Annotated in this window: 26 protein-coding genes; 13 read left to right on the top strand and 13 right to left on the bottom strand. The window is 70.9% G+C overall.

Annotation, left to right across the window (positions count from 1 at the left end; genetic code table 11):
- Position 1: 1 nt before the first annotated feature.
- On the bottom strand, positions 2–1,117 hold the full coding sequence (pdhA, locus tag PV789_RS01590; RefSeq protein WP_274975839.1) for a pyruvate dehydrogenase (acetyl-transferring) E1 component subunit alpha: 1,116 nt from the start codon (positions 1,115–1,117) through the stop codon (positions 2–4).
- A 460-nt stretch (positions 1,118–1,577) separates the two neighbouring features.
- Between pdhA and PV789_RS01585 the strand changes: the two genes are divergently transcribed.
- Positions 1,578–2,612: a CPBP family intramembrane glutamic endopeptidase gene (locus PV789_RS01585; RefSeq protein ID WP_274975838.1), complete on the top strand. Its 1,035-nt coding sequence runs from the start codon at positions 1,578–1,580 to the stop codon at positions 2,610–2,612.
- A 115-nt stretch (positions 2,613–2,727) separates the two neighbouring features.
- On the opposite strand, the gene PV789_RS01580 is transcribed toward PV789_RS01585, so the two are convergent.
- Entirely contained in the window at positions 2,728–3,363 is a 636-nt protein-coding gene (locus tag PV789_RS01580) for a sigma-70 family RNA polymerase sigma factor (protein WP_248773069.1), read from the bottom strand.
- A gap of 281 nt (positions 3,364–3,644) precedes the next feature.
- Here PV789_RS01580 and purS point away from each other — a divergent pair, with 281 nt between their 5' ends.
- The 5 genes from purS to purL all read left to right on the top strand — a co-directional run bounded on the left by purS (position 3,645) and on the right by purL (position 8,608).
- On the top strand, positions 3,645–3,890 hold the full coding sequence (purS, locus tag PV789_RS01575; protein WP_013156400.1) for a phosphoribosylformylglycinamidine synthase subunit PurS: 246 nt from the start codon (positions 3,645–3,647) through the stop codon (positions 3,888–3,890).
- Between the two features lie 242 nt (positions 3,891–4,132).
- The gene (locus PV789_RS01570; protein ID WP_274975837.1) at positions 4,133–4,612 is read left to right on the top strand and encodes an ATP-binding protein; all 480 of its coding nucleotides are present in this window, start codon (positions 4,133–4,135) and stop codon (positions 4,610–4,612) included.
- Between the two features lie 384 nt (positions 4,613–4,996).
- Positions 4,997–5,692: a phosphoribosylformylglycinamidine synthase subunit PurQ gene (gene purQ, locus PV789_RS01565; RefSeq protein ID WP_274975836.1), complete on the top strand. Its 696-nt coding sequence runs from the start codon at positions 4,997–4,999 to the stop codon at positions 5,690–5,692.
- A gap of 28 nt (positions 5,693–5,720) precedes the next feature.
- Positions 5,721–6,242 (top strand): hypothetical protein, encoded by a 522-nt coding sequence (locus PV789_RS01560; RefSeq protein WP_274975835.1) that lies wholly within the window; start codon positions 5,721–5,723, stop codon positions 6,240–6,242.
- A gap of 71 nt (positions 6,243–6,313) precedes the next feature.
- Positions 6,314–8,608: a phosphoribosylformylglycinamidine synthase subunit PurL gene (gene purL, locus PV789_RS01555; protein WP_274975834.1), complete on the top strand. Its 2,295-nt coding sequence runs from the start codon at positions 6,314–6,316 to the stop codon at positions 8,606–8,608.
- Positions 8,609–8,660: 52 nt separating this feature from the next.
- Here purL and PV789_RS01550 read toward each other — a convergent pair whose 3' ends face one another.
- The gene (locus PV789_RS01550) at positions 8,661–8,957 is read right to left on the bottom strand and encodes a helix-turn-helix domain-containing protein (protein WP_274975833.1); all 297 of its coding nucleotides are present in this window, start codon (positions 8,955–8,957) and stop codon (positions 8,661–8,663) included.
- Between the two features lie 164 nt (positions 8,958–9,121).
- Here PV789_RS01550 and PV789_RS01545 point away from each other — a divergent pair, with 164 nt between their 5' ends.
- Complete coding sequence (locus PV789_RS01545; RefSeq protein ID WP_274975832.1) at positions 9,122–9,361, top strand: hypothetical protein; 240 nt, start codon at positions 9,122–9,124, stop codon at positions 9,359–9,361.
- Between the two features lie 99 nt (positions 9,362–9,460).
- Here PV789_RS01545 and PV789_RS01540 read toward each other — a convergent pair whose 3' ends face one another.
- The 4 genes from PV789_RS01540 to PV789_RS01525 form a co-directional block, all read right to left on the bottom strand.
- A complete protein-coding gene (locus PV789_RS01540; protein WP_274975831.1) occupies positions 9,461–9,787 on the bottom strand; it encodes a PIN domain-containing protein in 327 nt (108 codons plus the stop codon).
- Positions 9,788–9,858: 71 nt separating this feature from the next.
- Positions 9,859–10,176 (bottom strand): hypothetical protein, encoded by a 318-nt coding sequence (locus tag PV789_RS01535; protein ID WP_274975830.1) that lies wholly within the window; start codon positions 10,174–10,176, stop codon positions 9,859–9,861.
- A gap of 112 nt (positions 10,177–10,288) precedes the next feature.
- Positions 10,289–11,854: a GMC family oxidoreductase gene (locus PV789_RS01530; RefSeq protein ID WP_274975829.1), complete on the bottom strand. Its 1,566-nt coding sequence runs from the start codon at positions 11,852–11,854 to the stop codon at positions 10,289–10,291.
- Between the two features lie 29 nt (positions 11,855–11,883).
- Positions 11,884–13,410 carry an aldehyde dehydrogenase family protein gene (locus PV789_RS01525; protein WP_274975828.1) on the bottom strand — a complete coding sequence of 509 codons (1,527 nt, stop codon included), beginning with the start codon at positions 13,408–13,410 and terminating at the stop codon, positions 11,884–11,886.
- 329 nt (positions 13,411–13,739) lie between these two features.
- On the opposite strand from PV789_RS01525, the gene PV789_RS01520 reads away from it, so the two are divergent.
- On the top strand, positions 13,740–14,402 hold the full coding sequence (locus PV789_RS01520; protein WP_274975827.1) for a class II aldolase/adducin family protein: 663 nt from the start codon (positions 13,740–13,742) through the stop codon (positions 14,400–14,402).
- On the opposite strand, the gene PV789_RS01515 is transcribed toward PV789_RS01520, so the two are convergent.
- The 3 genes from PV789_RS01515 to PV789_RS01505 form a co-directional block, all read right to left on the bottom strand.
- Positions 14,372–14,608: a type II toxin-antitoxin system Phd/YefM family antitoxin gene (locus PV789_RS01515; RefSeq protein WP_274975826.1), complete on the bottom strand. Its 237-nt coding sequence runs from the start codon at positions 14,606–14,608 to the stop codon at positions 14,372–14,374. The genes PV789_RS01520 and PV789_RS01515 overlap by 31 nt on opposite strands.
- A gap of 81 nt (positions 14,609–14,689) precedes the next feature.
- Positions 14,690–15,241, bottom strand: coding sequence for a hypothetical protein (locus PV789_RS01510; RefSeq protein WP_274975825.1), 552 nt, complete (start codon positions 15,239–15,241; stop codon positions 14,690–14,692).
- A 16-nt stretch (positions 15,242–15,257) separates the two neighbouring features.
- Positions 15,258–15,536, bottom strand: a complete 279-nt coding sequence (locus tag PV789_RS01505) for a helix-turn-helix transcriptional regulator (RefSeq protein WP_130396056.1) — start codon at positions 15,534–15,536, stop codon at positions 15,258–15,260.
- Positions 15,537–15,856: 320 nt separating this feature from the next.
- Here PV789_RS01505 and PV789_RS01500 point away from each other — a divergent pair, with 320 nt between their 5' ends.
- Complete coding sequence (locus tag PV789_RS01500) at positions 15,857–16,264, top strand: VOC family protein (RefSeq protein ID WP_248773055.1); 408 nt, start codon at positions 15,857–15,859, stop codon at positions 16,262–16,264.
- A gap of 25 nt (positions 16,265–16,289) precedes the next feature.
- On the opposite strand, the gene PV789_RS01495 is transcribed toward PV789_RS01500, so the two are convergent.
- The gene (locus PV789_RS01495; RefSeq protein ID WP_274975824.1) at positions 16,290–17,057 is read right to left on the bottom strand and encodes an alpha/beta fold hydrolase; all 768 of its coding nucleotides are present in this window, start codon (positions 17,055–17,057) and stop codon (positions 16,290–16,292) included.
- A gap of 157 nt (positions 17,058–17,214) precedes the next feature.
- On the opposite strand from PV789_RS01495, the gene PV789_RS01490 reads away from it, so the two are divergent.
- From PV789_RS01490 to PV789_RS01475, 4 genes are all read left to right on the top strand, one after another.
- On the top strand, positions 17,215–17,748 hold the full coding sequence (locus PV789_RS01490; protein WP_274978014.1) for a DinB family protein: 534 nt from the start codon (positions 17,215–17,217) through the stop codon (positions 17,746–17,748).
- A gap of 117 nt (positions 17,749–17,865) precedes the next feature.
- Complete coding sequence (locus PV789_RS01485) at positions 17,866–18,171, top strand: prevent-host-death family protein (protein WP_274975823.1); 306 nt, start codon at positions 17,866–17,868, stop codon at positions 18,169–18,171.
- Positions 18,171–18,689 carry a type II toxin-antitoxin system RelE family toxin gene (locus tag PV789_RS01480; RefSeq protein WP_274975822.1) on the top strand — a complete coding sequence of 173 codons (519 nt, stop codon included), beginning with the start codon at positions 18,171–18,173 and terminating at the stop codon, positions 18,687–18,689. The genes PV789_RS01485 and PV789_RS01480 overlap by 1 nt, the downstream gene beginning before the upstream one ends.
- Positions 18,690–19,069: 380 nt before the next feature.
- Positions 19,070–19,831 carry an SURF1 family protein gene (locus tag PV789_RS01475; protein ID WP_274975821.1) on the top strand — a complete coding sequence of 254 codons (762 nt, stop codon included), beginning with the start codon at positions 19,070–19,072 and terminating at the stop codon, positions 19,829–19,831.
- Here PV789_RS01475 and PV789_RS01470 read toward each other — a convergent pair.
- Together PV789_RS01470 and PV789_RS01465 are read right to left on the bottom strand one after the other, a co-directional pair.
- Complete coding sequence (locus PV789_RS01470; protein WP_013156385.1) at positions 19,807–20,214, bottom strand: DUF3817 domain-containing protein; 408 nt, start codon at positions 20,212–20,214, stop codon at positions 19,807–19,809. The genes PV789_RS01475 and PV789_RS01470 overlap by 25 nt on opposite strands.
- 141 nt (positions 20,215–20,355) lie before the next feature.
- Positions 20,356–21,879, bottom strand: a complete 1,524-nt coding sequence (locus PV789_RS01465; RefSeq protein ID WP_274975820.1) for a glycosyltransferase family 2 protein — start codon at positions 21,877–21,879, stop codon at positions 20,356–20,358.
- Positions 21,880–22,030 lie beyond the last annotated feature (151 nt).

The raw sequence follows: 22,030 nt of genomic DNA, 5'->3' as shown, positions 1-22,030 counted from the left end.
CCTAGCGGCCCCCTTCCGCGCCCGCGCCCTCGAAGGAGGCCAGGTAGTCGGCGAATTCGGACCGCTGCTGGTCGATGTGGACGTTGGGCTCGGCGTAGACCTCGTGGAAGATGTCGAGGGGCTCGGGGTCGGGCAGGGAGCGGCACTCGGTGCGCACCTGCTCGCCCAGCCGGTCCGCCTCGGCGTCCACGGACGCGAAGAACTCCTCGTCGGCGTGGCCGCCCCGCTCCAGGTGGCGGCGGACCCGCAGGATCGGGTCCTTGGCCTTCCACTCGTCGAGCTCGGCCGACGCGCGGTAGCGGGTGGGGTCGTCGTTGGTGGTGTGGGCGCCCATCCGGTAGGTGAACGCCTCCACGAGCGTGGGGCCGTTGCCCTCGCGGGCGTTGGACAGCGCGGCGCGGGTCACGGCCAGGCAGGCCAGGACGTCGTTGCCGTCCACGCGCAGGCCGGGGAAGCCGAACCCGGCGGCGCGCCGGTAGATGGGCACGCGGGCCTGGCGCTCCAGCGGCTCGGAGATCGCCCACTGGTTGTTCTGGCAGAAGAAGACCACCGGGGCGTTGTTGACCGAGGCGAAGTTGAACGCCTCGTTGGTGTCGCCCTGGCTGGTGGCCCCGTCGCCGAAGTAGGAGATGACGGCGGTGCCGTCCTCGCCGACGGCGCCGTCGCGCTGGACGCCCATGGCGTAGCCGGTGGCGTGCAGGGCCTGGCTGCCGATGACGATCGTGTACAGGTGGAAGCCGTGCTCGTGGGGGTCCCAGCCCCCGTTGGTGACACCGCGGAACATGCCGAGCAGCTCGCGGGGCTCGATGCCCCGGCACCACGCGACGCCGTGCTCGCGGTAGGAGGGGAACGCCATGTCCTTCGCACCCAGTGCGCGCGCGGAGCCGATCTGCGCGGCCTCCTGGCCCAGCAGCGAGGCCCACAGGCCCAGCTCGCCCTGGCGCTGGAGGGAGACCGCCTCGCTGTCGAACCTGCGCACCAGGACCAGGTCGCGGTACAGGGCGCGGATCTCCTCGGCGCTGATGTCCAGGGGGTAGTCGGGGTGCCCCGTCAACTCCCCTTCCGGTGTCAGGAGCTGGATCAGCTCCGGTTCCTCGTGCACGGTCGTGTCCGACACGTTGCTCCCTCGGGTTCTCGGGGCCGAATTCGCGTGGGTGAACGCTGATCGGCCGAATCACGGTCCTCGTCCCACCCGGGGTGGTGGGCGGGAGTTGGACAGCCCTCTCCATATCGTGACAGACCTCACCATGGAGAGCGCAAGCCCTCAGCGTCACCTTTTCAGCTGCGGGCCCCATGATCCCCGATCGACGACCAGGGCGATTACCAGGGCTTCCTAGCACTTACAAGGGTTTCCAACGACTTTTCGAGGACGTGGTCGCGACACGCCGGAGACCGGCCGCCCCGGCCCCGGAGGGGCCGCGCGCCCGGCTCTCCGGCACCGGCGGGGAGCCGTCGGTCCGCGGCCCCTCCGGGCACGCCCGGATGACATCCGTCATGCGACGATCGCTGTGAAACGCGGAGGAACCGGATGATCGGCGGTACTACTGTGCGCCGTCCGCCGGAACTAGGTTCGGGACATGGACCGCGACGACGAACACCCCTCCCCCCAGCCGACCCTCACGGCTCCCACGGCCCCGGGTACGGGCCCCGAGTACCCGTCACCTGGGACCAAGCGGCGGCGCGGCCCCCGTGCGGTCCCGCCGGGTGTGCCCTACCACCGCGTCCTCGCCCATGAGAAGCGCCGCGTCTGGCGCGGCATCGCCGCCCTCGTCCTCTTCGGCGGCGGGATGCTGCTCTTCTCCTTCGCCTTCGGGCTCCTCGGCGCGTTCGTCGACCTGGCGCTCGGCCGCTCCAGCGTGATGCTGGGCGGGGACGAGTTCACCCCCGCCACCCAGGCCTCCGCACTGCTCGGGCTCGCCCTGCTGCTGCCGTGGAGCATGCTCATCCAGCGGTGGCTCTACGGTGTGAGGGGCGCCTCGCTGCACTCGGTGCGGTCGCTCTTCCGGGCCGACGTGTTCGGGCGGACCCTCCTGGTGATCCTGCCCGTCTGGACGGTCTACCTGGCCGTGTTCTCGGCCTTCACGCCCTATCCCGAGACCTCCTGGCTGTTCGCCGACCTCATCGCCATGTTCGCCGTCACCCTGCTGCTGGCGCCGTTGCAGTCGGCCGGTGAGGAGTACGGTTTCCGCGGGCTCGTCTTCCGTGTCGCCGCGAGCTGGGGCCGGAGCGCGCGCACCGGCCTCGTTCTCGGCGTGGTCGTGTCGAGTCTGCTGTTCATGGTGGCGCACCTGGCCTTCGACCCGTGGCTCAACCTGTACTACTTCACGATGGGCGTCACCCTCGCCCTCATCACGTGGCGCACGGGCGGTCTGGAGATCGCCGTGGTCATCCACGCGGTCAACAACACGCTCGCCTTCCTCATCACCACCATCACCCACACCGACGTCATGGAGGGGATGGACCGGTCGATGGGCGCCGGGTCGCCCGTCATGCTCGTGCCCTGCGTCCTCCTCGTCGCGGTCACGGCCGTGGTGTGGCTGCGCACGCGAAGGACGGGACCGGAGGCGACCCCCGTGGAGTCGGCCCCGACCCCGGCGGAACAGAACGCGTGATCGGTCAGGGGGGAGGCGGGCCCTGTCCACGGGCCTGGTTCGAGTAACGGGCGGGAGCGTCGGACCCGGGGCGCGCCCGTTCTCCGGGTTCGGGGGGCGAGCCCTTCGCGGCCGGTTACTCGGCGGCGGCGTGCGCCCTGGAGGCGGGGACCCTCATGCCGCGGTCGCGGGCGTAGTCGGCGAGCATCTCGCGGAGCTGGCGGCGGGCGCGGTGCAGCCGGGACATCACCGTCCCCAGGGGCGTCCCCATCCGCTCGGCCACCTCCTTGTAGGCGTAGCCCTCGATGTCGACGAGGTAGATGACCTCCTGGAACTCCTCGGGCAGACGGGCGAGCGCCTGCTTGATGTCGGAGTCGGGCAGGTGGTCCAGGACCTCGTTCTCGGCCGACCTCATGCCGGAGGACGTGTGCGCCTCGGCGGCGGCGAGCTGCCAGTCCTTGATCTCGTCGGTGGTCTCCTGGCGCGGTTCGCGCTGCTTCTTGCGGTAGCTGTTGATGAAGGTGTTGGTCAGGATCCGGTAAAGCCAGGCTCGCAGGTTCGTACCCGCGCGGAACTGGTGGAAATTCGCGAAGGCCTTGGCGAAGGTCTCCTGCACGAGGTCCTCCGCGTCGGCGGGGTTGCGGGTCATCCGCAGGGCCGTGGGGTAGAGCTGGTCGGCGAACGGTGTCACCGCGGTGGCGAAGTCCAGCGTCTGCTCCCCGTCGCGGGTCTCACCGGTCGTGGAGGCCTGGTCCATTTCGATAGTCGTCAAGATTCCCCCTCAGGACGACCGGACGGTCACTTCCACTCTGTAAGACGCCGCCGAAGGCCTCCAATGATGACATCAATCCGCGTGATACGAGTCACGGGATCCCCGAAACAGTCACCGGCACTGTCCAACGTGAGGTAAAGGCCCGGCGCGCCTCCTGGTCAGGATGCCTACCCGTTTGCGCGTGCCGTACGCTTGCGACGTTCCCCTCCCCGCCGGTCCGGGGAGGCGGCCCGCCCGCCGCAGGCACGTGCGGCACACCCCTTTTCCTTGTGGAGGACCCTGTGGCCCGCGTCGTTGTTGACGTCATGCTCAAGCCCGAGATCCTGGACCCCCAGGGCCAGGCCATCGCCGGGGCCTGCTCCCGGCTGGGCTTCGAGGGGATCGAGCAGGTCCGCCAGGGCAAGCGCTTCGAGGTCGAGGTGGAGGGCGCGGTGGACGAGGCCAAGCTCGCCGACGTCCGCCGCCTGGCCGAGACCCTCCTCGCCAACACCGTCATCGAGGAGTACAGCGTGCGCGTGGAGGACTGACCTCCGAGCGTGTGATCCGGAGCACTCCTCGCGCCGCGCCCCTCCCGGAATCCGCCGCCGCCGGAAACCCGCGGAGAAATCCGCGGGAATCCGCCCGCACGGTGTCCGACGTGCCCGAAGCGCCGGAGAGAACGGCCGTGTCCCCGCCGGGGACGCGGCCGTTCGTTTTACTCCGTCCGCCCTCGGGGAAGGTTCTTAACATGCCGGGATGAACACGACAACGGAGCACGAGAGGTGTACGAATGGACGCCGATTTCTCGATCTCCCTCCCCAGGCAGGCGTACACGGTCGCCGTCGCACGCGATGTCCTGGGCACCCTCCTCGTTCGCGCGGGAGTGTGCCGGGACTGCGTCGACGACATCCTCCTGGCCGTCTCCGAGGCCTGTGCCAACGCGATCGACCACGGCGAACCGGCCCGTGACTACAGGGTCGAGGCGGAGATGGGCGGGCGATGGTGCGAACTGCGGATATCCCATACCGGGAGAGCGCCCGATCCCGTGGCGCTCGCGGAGCGGTTCACCACCGACCACACGCCCCTCCCCGGTCTGGAAGCGGAATCAGGCAGGGGCATTCTGTTGATGCGCTACCTCATGGACGAGGTCGCCTTCGAGGGGGAACCAAGGACGACGGTCCTGCTGCGCAAGCGGCTCACGGCTTGTGACGGACCGCCGGCGGACAGCGCCGCCGAGCAGGTGCCGGCCCAGCGCTACGCCCTGATGTGAGCAGGCCGAGCCGCGTGTCCCCCGGCCCCGGGACGCGGCGGCCCGCGGCCGGGATCGGGACCGCGCCGACGGCGCGCGCGTCCACCGCCCCGCCGCGAGCGGGGGCCACCCAGTGACGCATCACACAAGGCGCTGCCTGCAGCGCCGGTTCCGCCTGTGGAATGCCACACCGGAACGCGGCGGGTGACCGCGGGAGTTCAGAGCATTCTCCAAGGGAAAGGGCCCCGAAGGGCTCCGCCGTCGTACCCGACCACAGGTGAGCGGGTACGCTGCGGAGTGCGGACGCACCGTCCCCAGGGACGGGGCCAGGCAGCGGCGTCTCCCTCGCCGCACTCTCCCCGTGCACGCGGGGACGGACTCGACCCGATCTCTCGGAGTGTGCTCATGACAGCCCGTGTGGGCGTCGTCACCTTCCCCGGCTCCCTCGACGACAAGGACGCCGCGCGCGCCGTCGCGCTGGCGGGCGCCGAACCCGTCCCGCTCTGGCACGCGGACGCCGACCTCAGGGGCGTCGACGCCGTGGTCCTGCCCGGCGGCTTCTCCTACGGCGACTACCTGCGCTGCGGGGCCATCGCCCGGTTCGCCCCCCTGATGTCGGAGCTGGTCCCGGCCGCCCGTTCGGGCGCGCTGCCGGTCCTGGGCATCTGCAACGGCTTCCAGATCCTGTGCGAGAGCCACCTGCTGCCCGGAGCCCTGACCCGCAACTCCTCCCTGCGGTTCGTCAACCGCGACCAGGTGCTGCGCGTGGAGAACACCGGCACCGCGTGGACCGGCGCCTACACCGAGGGCCAGGAGGTCCTGGTGGTACTCAAGAGCGGTGAGGGCAGCTACGTTGCCGACGAGCACACCCTGGACGAGCTGGAGGCCACCGGCCGCGTCGTGGTCCGCTACGTCGGCGGCAACCCCAACGGCTCCCGCCGCGACATCGCCGGGATCACCAACGAGCACGGGAACGTCGTCGGCCTCATGCCGCACCCCGAGCACGCCGTCGAACCGCTCACCGGCCCCTCCGACGAGGGCCTGGGCTTCTTCTCCTCGATCCTCGCCCACCTGGCCGCCGGTTCGCCGGTGAACGCCTGAGCCGCATCCCGAACTGGAGGGTTGGCCGATGATGGGGCTGCTGCGCTCCAGAAGGACGATGTTCGTCCTCGTGGGGCTGGTCGTGGTCGGACTGGTGGTGTCCGCGGGCATCGGCCTGTTCAACGCCATCGGCTCGGTGCCCGTCGCCTCGCCGCCCCCTCCCCAGGGCCAGCAGGACGGGGGCCGGGGCGGCGCCCCGTCCCAGAACACGCCGCCGGACGTGGACGTGCTCGGCCAGGCGCCCTCCGGTCTGAGGTACGTCTCCGACCCGGAGGCCGACGTCTACTGCGAGGGCACCGAGTGCGTCCGGCTGGTCATGGTCATGACCGAGGACGGTGAGCTGACCGAGGACTCGCGCGAGACCGTCGACACGGTGGTCTCCCACCTCCTCGGCCGGGGCTGGGAGGAGCAGGAGCCCCAGGGAGCGCCCGCGGAGCAGGTCTTCCTCAGCGACGGCGAACACATGCTGGCCGACACCTCCGCCCACGACGAGTCCGAGTCCCCGGCGACGCTGATGCTCGGCGACGCGAGCGGGCCCCAAACGCCCTGACCCGACCTTCCGCGCCGTTGGTCGGACGCCACGGCCCGGCTTCCACCCGCACACCCCGAACGGAACCACGCATGTCTGAAGCACCTGGTCTCGACACCGTCGCCGTGGCGCACGACAACCCCGACACACCCCAGCCGTACGCCGAACTGGGCATGGCCAAGGACGAGTACGAGCGGGTACGCGAGATCCTGGGCCGCCGTCCCACCTCCGCCGAGCTGGCCATCTACTCGGTCATGTGGAGCGAGCACTGCTCCTACAAGTCGTCCAAGGTGCACCTGCGCCAGTTCGGGGAGAAGGCGCCCGAGAACGACGCCCTGCTCGTCGGTATGGGCGAGAACGCGGGCGTGGTGGACGTCGGCGACGGCCGCGCGGTCACGTTCAAGATCGAGTCGCACAACCACCCCTCCTACGTGGAGCCGCACCAGGGCGCGGCCACCGGCGTGGGCGGCATCGTGCGCGACATCCTCACCATGGGCGCCCGCCCCGTCGCGGTGATGGACGCGCTGCGGTTCGGCCCGGCCGACGCCGACGACACCAAGCGGGTACTGCCCGGCGTGGTGTCGGGCATCTCCTTCTACGGCAACTGCCTGGGGCTGCCCAACATCGGCGGTGAGATCGGCTTCGGCGCCGGGTACATCGGCAACCCGCTGGTCAACGCGCTGTGCATCGGCGTGATGCGGCACGAGGACATCAAGCTGGCGCAGGCGCCCGGCCCGGGCAACAAGGTGGTGCTGTTCGGCTCCACCACCGGACCCGACGGGATCGGCGGCGCCTCGGTGCTGGCCAGCGCCACCTTCGACGACGAGTCGCACGCCAAGCGGCCCAGCGTGCAGGTCGGCGACCCGTTCATGGAGAAGCTGCTCATCGAGTGCAGCCTGGAGCTGTTCGAGAAGGACCTGGTCGTCGGCATCCAGGACCTGGGGGCGGCGGGCGTGTCCTGCGCCACCACCGAGCTCGCGGCGGGCGGCACCGGCGGTATGCGCGTCCAGCTGGACCGGGTTCCGCTGCGCGACCACCGGCTCACTCCCGAGGAGATCCTCATGAGCGAGTCGCAGGAGCGCATGATGGCGATCGTGGAGCCCGCGAAGCTGGACGAGTTCCTGGCCATCTGCGACAAGTGGCAGATCCTGGCCACCGAGATCGGCGAGGTCACCGACGTGACCCCCGAGGAGGCCGAGCGCGGCGGCCGCCTGGTGATGACCTGGCACGGCGAGACCGTGGTGGACATGCCGCCGCGGACCGCCTCCGACGAGGGCCCCGTCTACCAGCGCCCGTACGCTCGCCCGGCCTCGCAGGACGCGCTCCAGGCCGACGACGCCGGGAAGCTGACCCGGCCCTCCGGCGACGCCGAGCTGCGCGAGCAGGTGCTGCGCGTGCTGGGCGCCCCGGGCGTGGGCGACCCGACGTGGGTCACCCAGCAGTACGACAGCTACGTGCGCGGCGACACGGTGGTCTCCACCCCGCACGACGCCGGGATGATCCGCGTCTCCGACGACTCCCACCGCGGCGTGGCCCTGTCCACGGACGGCAACGGCCGCTTCACCCGGCTGGACCCGTACGCGGGCACGCAGCTCGCCTACGCCGAGGCCTACCGCAACGTCGCCGCGACGGGCGCGCGCCCGCTGGCGGTGACCAACTGCCTCAACTTCGGCTCGCCCGAGGACCCCGGGGTGATGTGGCAGTTCGCCGAGTCCGCCCGCGGTCTGGCCGACGCCTGCCAGCAGCTGGGCACCCCGGTGACCGGCGGAAACGTGAGCTTCTACAACCAGACCGGTGACGTGGCGATCAACCCGACCCCGGTGATCGGCGTGCTCGGCGTGATCGACGACGTGCGCACCCGGCTGCGGACGGCGTTCGGGACCGACGGCGCCCGGGTGTTCCTGCTGGGCGAGACCCGGCCGGAGTTCGGCGGCTCGGCCTGGGCCGACACGGTCCACGCCCACCTGGGCGGGCTGCCGCCGCGGGTGGACCTGGCCGCCGAGGCCGCCCTGGGCGAGGTGCTGGCCGCCTCCGCCGAGCGGGGCCTGGCCGAGGCCGCGCACGACCTGTCCGACGGCGGCCTGGCGGTCGCGCTTGCCGAGTCGGCGATGCGCGGCGGCCGGGGCGTGCGGGTGACCGTGGACGGGGAGGTGTTCACCGCCCTGTTCAGCGAGTCCGGCGCCCGCGCGGTCGTCGCGGTGCGGCCCGGCGAGGAGGAGGCGTTCGTGGCCCTGGCCAACGAGCACGGCGTGCCGGTGGAGCAGATCGGCGTCGTGGGCGGCGAGGCCCTGTCGGTCACCCACCCCGGCGGCGCCGTGGAGATCGCGCTGACCGACCTGCGCGCCTCCTACGAGGCGGCCCTGCCCGCCCTGATGGACGGCGTGTGACACTGACCGTTCGCGGCGGGGGCGTCCTCCAGGGCGCCCCCGCCGCGTCGTCTCAGCCGACCCTCATCTGCTCGTCACCGAAGCCGGCGACGATCACCAGGGTCCCGCCCAGCGCGGAGACGTAGCGGTCCGGGGCGTCCCTCGTGGAGAGGTCGCCGGACTCGATCTGCGAGACCCTCGCCACCGACACCCCCATCCGCTGCGCCACCTGTGTCTGGGTCAGTCCACGGTGCCGACGCATCTCCACCAGCCGCCAGGCTCGTGCCTGGTCACGTAGGCGTGCGACTCCGGCGTCGAACTCCTCGGGGCCGCCTGCGGTGATCCGCTGATCACGGGTTCGACTGTCCATACCCGTCAGCGTAGAGGGGTCTACCGGTGCCCGGAGGAGGTTTTCCGCGTGGTTGCCACTGGCTGGGTAGGGGACCAGGAAGGAACAGGTGGACCGGGTCCCCCGCGGCACGCGCGGGGCGCCCGGAGGTCGGGAGCGTACAGCGACGGAAGGGAGCGGAAATCATGCGACGCGGCAGGTTGAAGGGCCCCCTGGGCAGCCACGAGCGTCCGGCGAGCGCCCTGGGTTTCCGTGCGGTGCTGGCCGTGTTCGGCGCCCTGGTACTGCTGGTCGGCGCGATCGCCGCGTACGTGTGGACCGACCAGGTCTGGCTGGTCGTCCTGCTCGGCGCGGGCTTCGTCGCCGCCTGCGTGAACGTGTACTGGGTGTCCAGGCGCCGCAGGCACGAGCACCCCTCTTCCTGACGGCCAGGCCGCGGGGGTCAGGCGGTACCGGTTCCCGCGAACACCGCCGGGAGCGGGGACGCGGCCCCCGCCCCCGGTGCACAGCGGCTCACCGGCTGCTCAGACGGTAACCAGGGGGATCCGTGCCTTCACGGCCTCGGCGATCTTGCCGATGTCCACCGGGTCGGAGGTGAGGACCGTCGCCCCCGTCTCCATGGCGACCAGGACCACCATGGCGTCCACGATGTCGCTCGTGCCGGAGATGCCCAGGAGCTTGCCGATCCGGCGGGCCATCGCATCATCGACCCCGACCATCTCGCAGCCCTTCACCACGTGGGCGAGCCCGGCCTGGCGCGCGCCGCCCCGCCAGATCTGGGCCAGCACCGTCGCGGGCACCAGGGGCTGGCGCCCGGCCCGATTCTCCTCACGGCACAGTGACCACACCATTCCCCTGGGGTTCGCCTCTGCCTCACGCAGAGCACCCGCGTCGAGGACGAGTCCCCGTGGACGCAACACCCTCATTCGTCACCCACTTCGCCGTAACGGTCAAGGTAGGCGAGTGCCGCCTGGTTGGCACGGTCGTCGTCCGCCGGGACCGGACGGCCGATGCCCGTCGCCTCGATCACCGACCGCGCCTGTGCCTCCGCCTCGGCTGTGGGCTCACCGAACACGGCGAAGTGCTCTTCGAGGGCGATCCGGGCCTCCTCCAGGTCCGCCGTCCGTCTCGCGGCTCTGTCCAGCCATCTGGACAGCGGAACGCCGTCCCGGTCGGCCGCGCGCCGGGCGCGGGCGACGGTCTCGGAGTCAAGGGACACGGAGAGCTTCTCAGCGGACATGTCCCCATGATAGGCGGCGAGTAGCACCGCCGGTGCTACTTTTTCGGCATCCTTCGGGATCCCGAGGAAGCGGCCGGGGCAGGAGTCCCCCGTCCCGGCCGTCCCGGTCGGCTCAGTCCTCCCCGGCCAGGGCGTCCTGGCGGATGAGGTCGGCGGCGCGCTCGCCCAGGGCCAGGACCATGACCATGGGGTTGGGCGTCGGCAGCGTGGGGAACACCGACGCGTCGGCCACCCGCAGGCCGCGCAGCCCGCGCACGCGCAGGCGCGGGTCGACCACGGCGCCGTCGTCGTCGGCGGCGCCCATCCGGCAGGTGCCCGCCGGGTGGTAGACGGTGTGGGCGGCGCGGCGGCCGTACTCGGACAGCTCCTCGTCGCTCCGGACGCCGGGACCGGGGGCGACCTCCCGGGTGATCCAGGACCGGAACGGCTCGGTGGCGGCGACCTCGCGGGCGATCCTGAGGCCGTCCACGATCGTCCTCTCGTCGTAGCCCTCGGGGTCGGTGAAGTACCGGAAGTCCAACGCGGGCTTCTCACGGGGGTCGGCGGTGGTGAGGCGGAGTTTGCCGCGCGAGCGCGCGCGGGGGATGTTCGGCGTCATGCAGACCGCGTATCCGTCTGGCGGGGACTCGTAGCCCAGCCGCTTCGTGTTGTCGTCGAAGGGGACCTGGTAGATGTGGAACATCAGGTCCGGGCGCGGATCGGAGTCGTCGCGCCGCACGAACAGGCCCGCGTCGGAGTGCATCACCGTGTTCGTCGGGACCGGCCTGCTGGTCTCCCACATGATGATCGACTCGGGGTGGTCGAGCAGGTTCTCGCCGACGCCGGGCAGGTCGTGGCGGGGTTCGACGCCCACCTCGCGCAGTTCCCCGGCGTTGCCGACCCCCGAGAGCATGAGCAGCCGGGGCGAGTCGACCGCTCCCGCGCACAGGATCACCTCGCGGCGGGCGCTGACGGTGGTGCGCGTGCCGTCCGCGGCCGTGGCGCTGACCCCCGTGGCGCGGTCGCCGTCGAACAGCAGCCGGTCCACCCAGGTCTCCAGCATGACGGTGAGGTTGTCGCGCACGTCCATGATCGGGTGGAGGTAGGCAACGGAGGCCGAGGAGCGGTGGCCGGTGTAGGGGTCGTAGGCGATGGACAGGAAACCCGCCCCGCACGCGAACCCGCCTCCGTGCGAGGTCAGGGCGTTGAAGTCCTCCACCACCGGGACGCCGGCCGCCTCGGCCGCCGAGGCCACCCAGTCCTTGACCATGGTGTTGCGGTCCTTCTCGGCGACCGGGACGATGTTGCACTTGATCCGGTCCGCGTAGGACTGCACGGTGGCGTTGTCCCAGCCCTCGGCGCCCGCCGCGACCCAGTCGTCGAGGTCCTCGGCGAACGGCCGGAAGCTGATGAGCGTGTTGTGCGAGGAGCACCCGCCGAGCACGCGGGCCCGCGAGTGCAGGATGTGGGAGTTGCCGCGCGGCTGCTCGACGGTGGTGTAGCCGTAGTCGAGTTCCCCGTCCAGGACGCTCAGCCAGTCACGCAGGCGCAGGACGTGCTCCAGGCCGCGGTCGTCGGGACCGCCCTCGACCAGGCACACGGTGGTGCCGGGGTCCTCGGTGAGCCGGTTGGCGATCACCGATCCCGCGGTGCCGCCTCCCACGATCACGTAGTCATAGGTGCTCTCGGTCGGGTCCACGGTCCGGTTCCTCTCGTCGCTCGTCACCGTCAGCCGAACCAGCGCTGCGGTTCGGGGGACAGGTTGCGGTAGACGTGCTTGGCCTCGCGGTACTCGTCCAGGCCCGCGAGCCCGAGTTCGCGGCCGATCCCGCTGCGGCCGTAGCCGCCCCACTCGGCGCCGGGGAAGTAGGGGCCGTAGTCGTTGATCCAGACGGTGCCGTGGCGCAGGGCCGCGGCGACGCGCTCCCCGCGGGCGGTGTCGTCGGTCCACACGCCGCCGGAGAGGCCGTAGTCGGTGTCGTTGCCCAGCTCGACGGCCTGCTGCTCGGTCTCGAAGCGCTCCACGGTCACGACCGGGCCGAACACCTCGGTCTGGACGATGTCCATGGCGCGGTCGCAGTCCACGAACACGGTGGGCCGGTAGAAGTAGCCCTGCGCGAGGTCCGGGTCGTCGGGCCGCCTGCCCCCGGCGATGATCCGGGCGCCCTCCTCGACTCCGCGCGCGACCGCGGCCTCCACCTTGGCACGGTGCTCGGCCGACACCAGCGGGCCGCAGCGCACGCCCTCGCCCTGGCCGCGGCCGATGCGGATGGCCTCGGCGCGGCGGGCGAGTTCGGTGGTGAAGGCGTCGTGGACGTCGTTGTGCACGATGAGGCGGGCCCCGGCCGAGCAGACCTGCCCGGAGTGGAAGAACGCGGCGCTGAGCGCGTAGTCCACGGCGGTGTCCAGGTCCACGTCCGGGAAGATGATGTTGGGGTTCTTGCCGCCGAGTTCCAGGGCGATCTTCTTGACCGTCTCGGAGGCCGCCGCCATGATCCGCCTGCCGGTGGCCAGACCGCCGGTGAAGGAGACCAGGTCCACGTCGGGGTGCTCGGACAGCGGGGCGCCCGCGTCGGGCCCGCTGCCCGTGACCAGGTTGACCACGCCCGCCGGGACGCCCGCCTCGGTGGTGAGCTCGACCAGCTTGGCGGTGGTGACCGGTGTGATCTCGCTGGGCTTGACCACCATGGTGTTGCCCGCGGCCAGGGCCGGGGCCATCTTCCAGGCGAGCTGGAGCAGCGGGTAGTTCCAGGGCGTGATCATGCCGCAGACGCCGACGGGCTCGTAGACCACCTTGCTGTGCACGCCCTCGGGCGCGGAGACCAGGCGGCCCGCGTCCTTGTCGGCGAGACCGGCGTAGTAGCGGAAGACGCCGGTGACGTCGTCGACGTCGATCCCGCCCTCCTCGATGGTCTTGCCGGTGTCGAGGGACTCCATGACCGCGATCTCCTCGCGGTCGCGCTGGAGCAGGTCCGCGATGCGGTCGAGGACGCGTCCGCGCTCCCCTGCGGGGGTGCGGGGCCACTCCCCGCCGTCGAAGGCGCGGCGGGCCGCGGCGATGGCCTCCTCTGAGTCTGCCCTTCCGCCCTCGCTGACGATGGTCAGGACGGAGGCGTCGGCGGGGTTCAGGATCTCCCGCACCCGGCCGTTGCCGGCCGCCCGCCACCGGCCGTCGATGTAGAGGCTGGTGGCCGTCGCCGACCCCGGTTCCGCCAGGTACGGCACGGACGGAAGGGTTACGTAGAGCTCGTTCACGGGTCCGGTTTGCCCCGGATCGTTAGTCACAAACAGCCTCGTCTCATCCGACTCTTCCACCACGTCCGCCCCGGAGACCGGACTGATCCGCGCGGACGATCCGACCCGGCGGGGACGCCCGTGGTCCGGCCCGCGCCACACCCGGGCCAACAACTACTCGGGGCGGCGGTCGGGGGAGCGGCGGAACACCCGCACCTGGGGAAGACGGGGACGAGAGTTTGACGTACATTGAGGTGTGCCCTTAGTTGAGGCATACCTAAGCGGGTTCGTCCGGACTCCCGAGCCCCCGCGGCACGGACCGCGCCCACCGCGCACCCCTTGAGGAAGGCATGCTGCTCGAACAGGAACGCCGCGACGTGTGTCTGACCGCCCGCGCCCTGGCCGCGGACCCGGGCACCGCGCCCGGCGAGTCGGGGACCGTCAGCGTCCGCAGCGGCGATCTGGTGGTCGTCACGCCCCACGGCGTCCGCCTCGACCAGATCCAGCCCGCCGACTGCCCGGTGATGTCGCTCGACGACCGTGTGCTGGAGGGAAGGCGCGACCCCGCCGCCGAGGCCACCCTGCACATGGCCGTGCACCGCCTGTCCGCCGAGCACGACCGCGACGTCACCGCCGTGGTCAACGCGTTCACGACCGACACCGTCGCGGTGTCCTCGGTCCTGGTCGAGCTGCCCGCCATCCACCACCGCGCCGCCGGTCTGGGCGGGGCGGTCGCTGTCACCCCGTACGCCACCTACGGCACCGGAGAGATCGCCGACCACGCCGTCAAGGCGCTCAAGGGCCGCGACGCCGCGCTGCTCGCCGACCACGGCGGCCTCGCCCTGGGCCGCGACCTGGGGCACGCGCTGGAGAACTTGCGGCTGCTCGACTGGCTCAGCGGCGCTTACCTGAGGGCCCGCCAGCTCGGCGAGCCCCGTGTGCTGTCCGAGGACGAGCTGGCCCGGGTCCGCGAGCGCGACACCTACGGCTGGGCGGGCCCGGACATCCTCTGAGACCCCGGCCGTCGGACCTCCCCGCCGTCGGGCGGTTTCACGCTCTCAGGACGCGTCATCGGATCGTCGTCCGTCCGGTGACGAACGGGCCCGATCTCCGCTACGGGAAGCCCTCGTCGGGTGACGGTGAACCGTTCACCGCTCTCAACGGCATTGAGGAGCTCCCAGAACCTGTTCACGGCCTCGGTCTCGGTGATCGTACGCATGCCTGCCACAGACCCTGGTTACCAGGCTCCGCCCCCGAGCACATGGGAAACGAAGTAAGTCCGTGGGCGTCCCCTGAGTCGTCACGCGTCCTCGTCGTCCTCGTCGTCGAGCACCTCGTCGGGGCGGATCCAGGCCAGGTAGCAGGCAGGGAAGGCCGCGTGGCACATGGTCGTGAGAACCACCAGCGGCACGAGGACGGCCATGAGGAGCCGCGCGCTCAACTCCAGGTTGCTGACCCAACTGCCGAAGATGGCGCCCACCACGAGCAGGACACAGAGGAGGACCATGGTCACGTTGTGTCCCACACGGGCGGCGTGGTCCATCTCGGCGCGCTGGAACTCGTCCAGCCCCTCGTAACCGCCCACCCAGCGCACGGCGACGTTGACGTGCGTGGCGAGCAGGGCCGAACCCCCCAGCAGCAGGCCGTAGAGCGTCAACGACACATAGGAGTCGGACGCCTCAGCCATGAGGCCGACGGCGTAGGACGCCGCGGCCAGCACGGTGACGAGCGCGAACGCGACCACCGTCAGGCGGCGGCGGGACCGCGCGGCCCAGAAACGGCGACGGCGCGGGTTCTCGATGTAGGCACGCAGCCGCTCCTGCTGGCGCGAACCGGGCTTGCTGACGAACACGGGGGTCTCCTTCGGGTCACTGACCGATACGGGGGAAGGGCTCGGTGGAGAAGACGACCTCCACCGGAACCTCGAAGTAGCGCGCGACGCGCAGCGCGAGGTGGAGGCTGGGGCTGTACTCGCCCCGCTCCAGGTAGCCGACCGTCTGGTAGTGCACGCCCAGCGCCTCGGCCAGTTGGCGGCGGGAGACGCCGCGCTCCGCCCGCAACATCGCGATCCGGTTGTAGACGGCCTCGCCGCCTCCGGCCGCGGCCCTGGGGCGGCGGCCGGTCGCCCCGCCGCTCTCAGCGGACACTCCGCACCGCCCTCTCCCGGGCCGTCTCGGCGCCCGACCGGGCATCCGCACTCATCACACCAACCCTCCGTTCCGTCATCCTCCTACTGCTATTGATAGTACATGTACTACATCCTGAACAACAGGGGATACAGGACGGGGTCGAAGGCGGACCACGGAACGCGATGGAACGCACCCGAGCGGGAAGCCGAGCCGCGACGCGGAGAACGCGTTTCGAACACGGTGCCGGGGAAGAGGAAAAACGGGTGTGGACAACCCCCCACGCGGCTCCCGGAACGGGACAATGGTGCTGACAACGACGCCGAACGGCAGGAGACCCCATGCGCTGCAGCTACATCAGGCTCCTCGTCAACGACTACGAGGCCTGCTTCCGCTTCTACTCCGAGGTGCTCAAGCTCCCCGTGCTGCGCGGGGACGAGGGCAGCCGCTACGCGGAGTTCGACGTCGAGTCGGGGACCCGGCTGGCGATCAACCAGCGCGAGGTGATGGCGGAGGCCCTGGAGACCGACACCGCCGACCCGGCGCTGCCGAACCAGGACCGGTTCGCGGTGATCTTCGAGGTGGACGACGTCGACGCCACGGCCGCCAGACTGGTCTCGGACGGCGCCCGGCAGGTGATGGAGCCGCGTGACTGGACCGCCTGGGGCATCCGCGCGGCGCACTTCCGCGACCCCGACGGCTACCTGCTGGAGATCAACAGCCCGCTGATCCCCGTGGCGGAGGTCTGATCCCGCATCACCGGACGGGCTCCCCTCAGCCGGACAGGTGCTCCACCATCAACTCGTTCACCCGTTCCGCGCGCTCGACCCCGAGCAGGTGCGCGGCGCCGGAGACGACCTCGAACCGGGCGTCGGGGACCCCGTCCGCCAGCCTGCGGCCGTGGCCGGGCGGCAGCATCGGGTCGTGGGCGGCCGACACCACCAGGGTCGGCACCCGCACGGAGGCCACCAGGTGGCGCTGGTCCATCCCGGCCACGGCGTCGCACACCGAGGCGAAGCCCTCCGGGTCGAGCCCGCCGAACTCCTCGGTCAGCCGGGCCACGACCCGCGGCCGCTCCTCGCCCATGTCCGGGGTGAACCAGGGCCGCACCACGTCCGCGGTCACCGACTCCAGGCCCGACGAGCGCACCCGGGAGGCCAGGAGGTCCCACCGGTGCGTCCGCGGGGTGCGGGGCGCCGCGGCCAGCAGCACGAGGCGTTCCAGGGTGCGCGGCGAGTTGGCCGCGATCCACACCAGCAGCGCCCCGCCGAGCCCCGCGCCCACCGCGTGGACCCGGGTCAGTCCCTGGGCCTCCAGGACGCCGAGCAGGTCCAGGGCGAGTTCCTCGACGGTGTAGGGGCCCTCCGGGGCCGGAGAGGAGCCGTGTCCCCGGTGGTCGACCCGCAGGACCCTGTGGTCGCGGGTGAGTTCGGGCAGCTGCGGTTCCCAGACCGACATCGTGGTGCCGAAGGGCGGCACGAGCAGTACGACGGGCGCGTGCCGGGGACCGTCGAGCCGGTACTGGAGCGGAAGCAAGGTCATGGAACCTCCGAGTCGCCAGAACGCCAGGCTATCGGCAGAGTCCCGTTCGGGGCCGCACCCTTTCTCCCGTTTTCCGTCCAGTGGAGGACCGTAACTGACCTCCATGCTTCCTAGAGTCCTCGTGTACCGAGTCGGACAGGGCGGGAAAGCGGTGGTCATGGTGGTCACGACGGCGACGAGCACGGTGGACGTGGAGCGCGCGAGCCTCCTGCGGTTCCTGGGGGACCAGCGCGACTTCCTGCGCCTCACGGTCCGGGGCCTGGACGACGAACAGGCCGCGCGGCGCACCACGGTGAGCGAACTGACCCTCGGCGGACTGGTCAAGCACGTGACCCGGGCCGAGCGCAACTGGATCGGGTTCGTCCGCGACGGGGAGGTCCAGCAGAAGACGGACTACGAGGACCCGGCCACCTGGGAGGAGCACACCGACAGCTTCCGGTTGCTGGAGGGCGAGACCCTCGACGGCGTCCTGGCCGACTACGCGCTGGCCGCGCGGGAGACCGAGGCGTTCGTCAACGGCCTGCCGGACCTGGAGGTCAGCCACCGGCTCCCGGACGCGCCGTGGTTCCCCGAGGGCGCCTCCTGGTCCGCCCGCGACGTGCTGCTGCACATCATCCGCGAGACCGCGCAGCACTGCGGGCACGCCGACATCCTGCGCGAGGCCCTGGACGGCCAGAAGAGCATGGGCTGACGAGGCCGCTCACCCGACCCGGTTCCCGGGCGGTACCGGCGGCGGGGAACACTCACGGAGCAGAGAGCTCGGTTCCCCGCCGCCGCCCTTCTGTATATTTTTCTGTACAGTTGAGGAATGGCGATTCTCGAGCACACCCAGGAGATCAGCGTCACCGACGCGGCGAGACGCGGCGTCGCCGGCATCGTCCACGACGCGGAACAGGGGGCCGAGGTCATCGTGACCCGGAGGCGTGAGCCGGTCGCGGCCGTGGTCGCGTTCTCCCGGCTCACAGAACTGGAGCAGGCCGAAGCAGACCTCAGAGACCTCGCTCTGGTCATGGCACGGGATCTCACCGACAGCGGGCGGCGGACCTCCCTGGACGACGTCCTGAACGCTTTCGGGCACAGCCGTGCCTCGCTCGAAGAACTTCCCGAGGACTGATGACCGAGATCTCCTTCACCGACGCCGCCATCGACGATCTGCGGCGACTCGGTCCGGACGCGGTGCCCAAGGTCCTGAAGAAGGTTCTCCCCCTGGAGGAGAACCCGGAAGCCGGGTACCCCCTGGGCGGTGAACTCACGGGGTTTCGCAAGCTGGTCGTGGGACGCAACACCTGGCGTGTCGTGTACCGCGTGACCGACGGGAAAGACGTGGAGATCTGCGAGGTCTGGGCCGTGGGCGAACGTGCGGACGCCCAGGTCTACGCCGAAGCCTCCTTACGGGTTCGGGAGGCGTCGAACGCGACCCCCGTAGCCCGGCGACTCGCGGCCGTCATCGAGCGCCTCGGCAAACCGGCGAGCGGTGTGGCCCACGAACCGGTTCCCCCGAGGGAACCCGTTCCGAAATGGCTGGCCGAACGCCTCGTCCACAGCGTCGGCATAGCTCCCGAGAAGGTGGCGGCTCTGGACCTCGAACAGGCCGTAGACCTCTGGAGCGACTTCCGCGCACGCCCCCGCTGAGATCCGCGTTCCGAAAGACCGACCGGACACCGGAAACGACGGGGGCGCCCCCACTGACCTGTGGGAACGCCCCCGGTTACGAGGTGGCGAGGGTCGCTTCCGCATCCCCCCTCAAAGTACGGAAGCGACCCTCGCGCTGGGAAGCGGCCGGCGACTCCTCCCCCCTGGAGTCGCAGCCTTGAAGGCCTGCCGCGGAAACGACCCGGTCGTTCCGCGTTGATGGAGACACTACCCACCACACCCTCGAATAACAACCCTGAGTCACGATGAACTACTTAAAGTGATCGTCATTCCTCGGCAGACTGCGGGCCAAGCGTGTGTGCGCAGCGTCAAACCGGGGTCATGACGGGGCGCTCGGGGACCGCGCTTAGCCTGGTCTGGTGAGATCACCGCTCCTCAGCCCACGGTGGCTCGGCATCCACCTGCTCGCCGTGCTGGTCGGCGTCGTCTGCGTCGCCGGTACCGCCTGGCAGTTCGTCCGCGCCTTCGAGCCCGACCGCGAGGTCATCACCAACCCGGTCGCGGACCTGGCCGGCGCCGTGCCCGTCTCGGACCTGCTCGAACCGGGCCAGTACATGCACCCGGACTCCTTCGCCAACAGCGCGGTGGAGGCCAGCGGCAGCTACGACGCCGACGCCCAGCTGCTGGTGCCGCGCGTCGTGGACGGCGTGCGCGGTTACGACGTCATCGTCCCCCTGGTCACCGACGACGACGGCGCCGCCGTCACCGTCAACCGGGGCTGGGCCGAGGCGGGCCAGGACATCCCGCCCGTACCGGGGGGCGAGGTCACGGTCACCGGCTGGCTGCTGCCTCCTGCGGGCTCGGAGGGGGTCGTGCCGGTGGACGTCTCCGAGGGCCAGGTCGAGCGCATCGCCACGTCCGTGCTCGTCAACGAGTGGGACCACCCGCTCTACGAGGGCTACGTCACCCTGCCCGAGACGGACCCGGCCACAGCCTCGCTCGTCCCGGCGCCGCCGCCCGAGCCGCCCACCGGGTTCACCGTCAACTGGCGCAGCCTCAGCTACACCGTGCAGTGGGCGATGTTCGGCGTCTCCGCCGTGGTCTTCTGGGTCCTGCTGATGCGCCGGGAGCTGCGCGAGGGGGGCTCCCGGGAGGATCAGCCCGCGGTAGCGGGCTCCTGAGCCCGTCCGGCTTCGCGGTCCTTGGCCTGCTCCGAGCGAACGATCCGGTGCTCGACCACGAAGCCGAGCACGGGGATGGTGCCCGCGAGCGCCACGCCCAGCGTGCGGGAGGCGCTCCAGCGGCGGTCCAGGGCGACCCACAGGACCACGAAGACGTAGGCCATGTAGATGTAGCCGTGCGGCATCGCGATGTAGAGCATGAGCGGCGACTCGGGACCGAACCAGTGCTCCAGGCCCTGCGGCGCGCCCACCAGGGAGAACCGGGCGGTCTCTCCCACCAGGTACTTGGCGGGCATGGCCACGAAGGTCAGGCCCAGCAGGAAGACTCCGGTCACGTACGCGAGCACCCGGTACAACGCGAACGACACGCGCCTCTTGTCCACGGCTGATCCCCCTCAGACGACTGCGTCCCCGCTCCGGCAGGACAGGTCCGCGGGCGGGCGGAAATCAGCCTAAACGCTGTCCGGTACCCCGGACGCCCGGGGTACCCGGGGCCGGACGATCTCACATCACCGCAGGTCGGGTCACCTGCCCGAGACGCGGTCCGGGCTGCTCCACCGGCCGTCGGACTCGGTGGTCCACGCCTTGGGGATCATCCGCAGCGCGAGGTAGGCGTCCACGAGCCGGATCGGGAGGAAGAGCAGGCCGTAGACCAGGTAGGACGGCCGCCGCCGGATGGCCGCCATCAGGCAGGTGAGCATGTAGTCCGGGATGAACAGGCCGATGGCGATCGCCAGCAGCGGCAGGAAGGCCGTCACCGCCGTGAAGGCCTCCCCGGCGAACGGCAGGCTCAGGAAGAACTCGCCGCCCAGCGTCCCCGCCAGGACGAACAGGCCGACCACGGTGGTGACCAACAGCACGGCGGAGACCAGGACGACCTCCAGGATGTACAGCGCCAGGCAGGCCCAGAACAGGCTCGGCCACACCCGGTGGCGCCGGACGGTCTGCCAGAAGCCCAGCGTCCACCTGGTGACCTGCTTGTAGTAGTCCCGGAAGGTGAACGGGTCCTGGCTGTAGGCCTTGGTGTCGGGGTTCGTCGAGATCCTGCCGAGGCGCTTGTGGTGCACCTCGAAGGTCATGTTGAAGTCCTCGATCACCAGCCCCTTGGGGTTGACCTCGATCTCCCTGAGCGCCTCGCTGCGGTAGACGCTGGCGAAGCCCGGCACGATGAAGGCCGTGTTGGCGTGCCGCCAGGTCTGCCCGAAGCGCATGAGGTACTGGAGCATGAAGTACAGGCGGTCCCGGTAGGCCGAGATCATCCGGCCGACGAAGCCGCGCTCCTTCGGCTTCCACTCCGAGACGACGAAGCCCGCGACCGCCGCCACCGACGGGTCGGCCAGCTGCCGCCGGGCGCCCTCCACGTACCCGGGGTCGAGCTCGGTGTCGGCGTCCAGGATGAGGACGCCGTCGTAGTTGTCGGTCAGCGAGAACTCCTCGATGACCGCCTCGATGGCCCCGGCCTTGCCGCGGTTGGTGAGGAGTTCGAGGACGTTCACGCCGGTCTTGGCCGCGATCTGGGCGGTGGAGTCCCTCGACGAGTCCGAGACCACGTAGACGTCCCAGCGGTCGAACAGCCCCGTCGCGGAGGCGATGGCGCCGCCGATGACGGGTTCCTCGTTGTGCGCCGGGATGATGACGGCCAGGGACACCTCCCGCCCGGGATCCGCCGCCCGGGCCGCCACGGCGGCCGGGGCGCCCCCCTCGGAGGCGTCGCCGCCCCGCTCGGCGAGTGCGGTGCCGCCGGAACCGCCCGCGCCCACCAGGACGCGTTCGCGGGCCCCGCCCCCGACGGCGCCGCGGTGTCCGGCGCGCGGTGACCGGAGCACGGCGCGCACCGAGTCCTCGCCCAGGCGCACGAGTCCGACGACGGTCCACAGCAGCAGGTTGGCGCCGAAGGCCAACCACAGGAACACGTAACCCAGGGCGCCGAGGCCGGAGGCCTCGGCCACGTCCGTCGCGTAGCCGAACCAGTAGACAAAGAGTGCCGCGGCCAGGGCGAGGGCGATGAGCCCGATCAGCAGGCCGCCTATGAAACGTGCGGTACGCACAGCGCTAGGACCCTCCGAAGTTCTCGGTTTCGGACCGACATTAACCCGCAAAGTCGGTGTTAGCTTGACGCCCTACGACACCGAGAGGTTCACCCGGGTTCGCTGTCCTATGTAGGCCACGCAAATCGTATACACGGGCTTGCGGAAGATG

This window comes from Nocardiopsis camelliae, from assembly GCF_028993595.1.
Lineage (GTDB): Bacteria > Actinomycetota > Actinomycetes > Streptosporangiales > Streptosporangiaceae > Nocardiopsis > Nocardiopsis dassonvillei.
The sequence above is the reverse complement of the archived record's forward strand: the minus strand, read 5'-3'. Positions and strand labels throughout refer to the sequence as shown.

Excerpts from the sequence above, each read along its gene's own strand:
- purL (WP_274975834.1), top strand. The coding sequence starts at position 6,314 with ATGTCTGAAGCACCTGGTCTCGACACCGTCGCCGTGGCGCACGACAAC.
- PV789_RS01560 (WP_274975835.1), top strand. The coding sequence starts at position 5,721 with ATGATGGGGCTGCTGCGCTCCAGAAGGACGATGTTCGTCCTCGTGGGG.
- PV789_RS01485 (WP_274975823.1), top strand. The coding sequence starts at position 17,866 with ATGGCGATTCTCGAGCACACCCAGGAGATCAGCGTCACCGACGCGGCG.
- PV789_RS01515 (WP_274975826.1), bottom strand. The coding sequence starts at position 14,608 with ATGCGTACGATCACCGAGACCGAGGCCGTGAACAGGTTCTGGGAGCTC.
- PV789_RS01480 (WP_274975822.1), top strand. The coding sequence starts at position 18,171 with ATGACCGAGATCTCCTTCACCGACGCCGCCATCGACGATCTGCGGCGA.
- PV789_RS01500 (WP_248773055.1), top strand. The coding sequence starts at position 15,857 with ATGCGCTGCAGCTACATCAGGCTCCTCGTCAACGACTACGAGGCCTGC.
- PV789_RS01520 (WP_274975827.1), top strand. The coding sequence starts at position 13,740 with ATGCTGCTCGAACAGGAACGCCGCGACGTGTGTCTGACCGCCCGCGCC.
- PV789_RS01490 (WP_274978014.1), top strand. The coding sequence starts at position 17,215 with ATGGTGGTCACGACGGCGACGAGCACGGTGGACGTGGAGCGCGCGAGC.
- PV789_RS01550 (WP_274975833.1), bottom strand. The coding sequence starts at position 8,957 with ATGGACAGTCGAACCCGTGATCAGCGGATCACCGCAGGCGGCCCCGAG.
- PV789_RS01545 (WP_274975832.1), top strand. The coding sequence starts at position 9,122 with ATGCGACGCGGCAGGTTGAAGGGCCCCCTGGGCAGCCACGAGCGTCCG.
- PV789_RS01585 (WP_274975838.1), top strand. The coding sequence starts at position 1,578 with ATGGACCGCGACGACGAACACCCCTCCCCCCAGCCGACCCTCACGGCT.
- PV789_RS01535 (WP_274975830.1), bottom strand. The coding sequence starts at position 10,176 with ATGTCCGCTGAGAAGCTCTCCGTGTCCCTTGACTCCGAGACCGTCGCC.
- PV789_RS01495 (WP_274975824.1), bottom strand. The coding sequence starts at position 17,057 with ATGACCTTGCTTCCGCTCCAGTACCGGCTCGACGGTCCCCGGCACGCG.
- purQ (WP_274975836.1), top strand. The coding sequence starts at position 4,997 with ATGACAGCCCGTGTGGGCGTCGTCACCTTCCCCGGCTCCCTCGACGAC.
- PV789_RS01570 (WP_274975837.1), top strand. The coding sequence starts at position 4,133 with ATGGACGCCGATTTCTCGATCTCCCTCCCCAGGCAGGCGTACACGGTC.
- PV789_RS01540 (WP_274975831.1), bottom strand. The coding sequence starts at position 9,787 with ATGGTGTGGTCACTGTGCCGTGAGGAGAATCGGGCCGGGCGCCAGCCC.